This is a genomic window from Brasilonema octagenarum UFV-OR1 (assembly GCF_963888615.1).
Taxonomy (GTDB): domain Bacteria; phylum Cyanobacteriota; class Cyanobacteriia; order Cyanobacteriales; family Nostocaceae; genus Brasilonema; species Brasilonema sennae.
In genome coordinates this window covers 1-1,222 of record NZ_CAWPKW010000375.1, presented here as the reverse complement: position 1 = coordinate 1,222, position 1,222 = coordinate 1, and the positions used below count along the sequence as shown (strand labels likewise).

The following is a 1,222-nucleotide window of genomic DNA, read 5'->3' as shown; positions in this document are numbered from 1 at the left end:
ATATGTAGACATCCCCCCGTACACAAAGCTGGGAAGATTACGGTGTTACCTAAGTCGGCGGCGAAGGTGGAAACGTTTGCGAAACTGGCACCTGTTGGCAGTTGCAGTTTGTCTAGGATGGCGTGCAGGTAGTTCAGGATTTGCCTGTGCTCGATCGCAACGCCTTTAGGTTGACCTGTAGAACCAGAGGTATAGAGGACGTAGGCTAAGTTTTCCGGTATCAGTTCGGTCTTGGGATTCGCCGAGGATTCTTGGGCAATGAGTTCCCAGTCTGCGTCCAAGTATAACACAGTCTGCACTTGAGCATCCTCACGCAACAGGAGTCCCTTTTGCGTCAACAGGATTGGTACTTGAGCATCCTGCAATCGGAATGCTAAACTTTCTTTAGGTAATGCCGGATCGAGGGGTAGGTAGGCTCCACCTGCTTTGAGAATTCCTAACAATCCCACTACCATTTCGAGCGATCGCTCGAAGCAGATCCCCACTAGCACTTCTGGTTCCACACCCAGAGTTTTCAAGTGATGTGCCAGTTGGTTTGCCCGTTGGTTCAGCTCTCGGTAGGTCAACTGTTTATCTACTCTGCGAGAAGCCGCGCTGCGCGTGTCTACAAAAACCACCGCTTCTGCATCAGGCGATCGCTCTACCTGTTCCTCAAATAACTGATGGATACACTTATCTTGGGGATACTCTTTTGTGGCGTTGTTCCACTCTATCAGTAGCTGATGCCGCTCTTGAATAGTGAGGAGAGGCAAAGAGGAAACTTTCTGTTGAGGATTAGCTACAATTCCCTCCAGTAACATCTGGAAATGTCCGGCCATGCGAGAGATGGTGGTCTCATCAAAAAGATCAACATTGTATCCCCATGCTCCTACCAATCCATCAGCAGTATTCTCCATTGATAGGGTCAAATCAAACTTGGCTGTGCCGATTTCCACTGCATACGAGCTTACCGTTAACTCAGGCAATTCTACAGAAGGAACACTCTTCTCGTCGAAAGCAAACATCACCTGAAAGAGCGACGTATAGCTCAAGGAACGTGTCGGTTGCAATGCCTCTAACAACTGCTCGAAGGGCAGGTCTTGATGCGTGTAAGCCCCGAGCGCCACTTCCCTGACTCTGGAGAGTACATCCTCAAAACTGGGGTCGCCGCCGAGGTGGGTTCGCAGCACTAAAGTATTGACAAAAAAGCCAATTAACCCTTCAACCTCCAAGCGATCGCGGT

General features: G+C 49.7%; 1 protein-coding gene. It reads right to left on the bottom strand.

Annotation, left to right across the window (positions count from 1 at the left end; translation table 11 throughout):
* A partial coding sequence (locus AC5590_RS33425) for a non-ribosomal peptide synthetase (RefSeq protein ID WP_169269001.1) occupies positions 1-1,222 on the bottom strand: 1,222 nt, incomplete at both ends.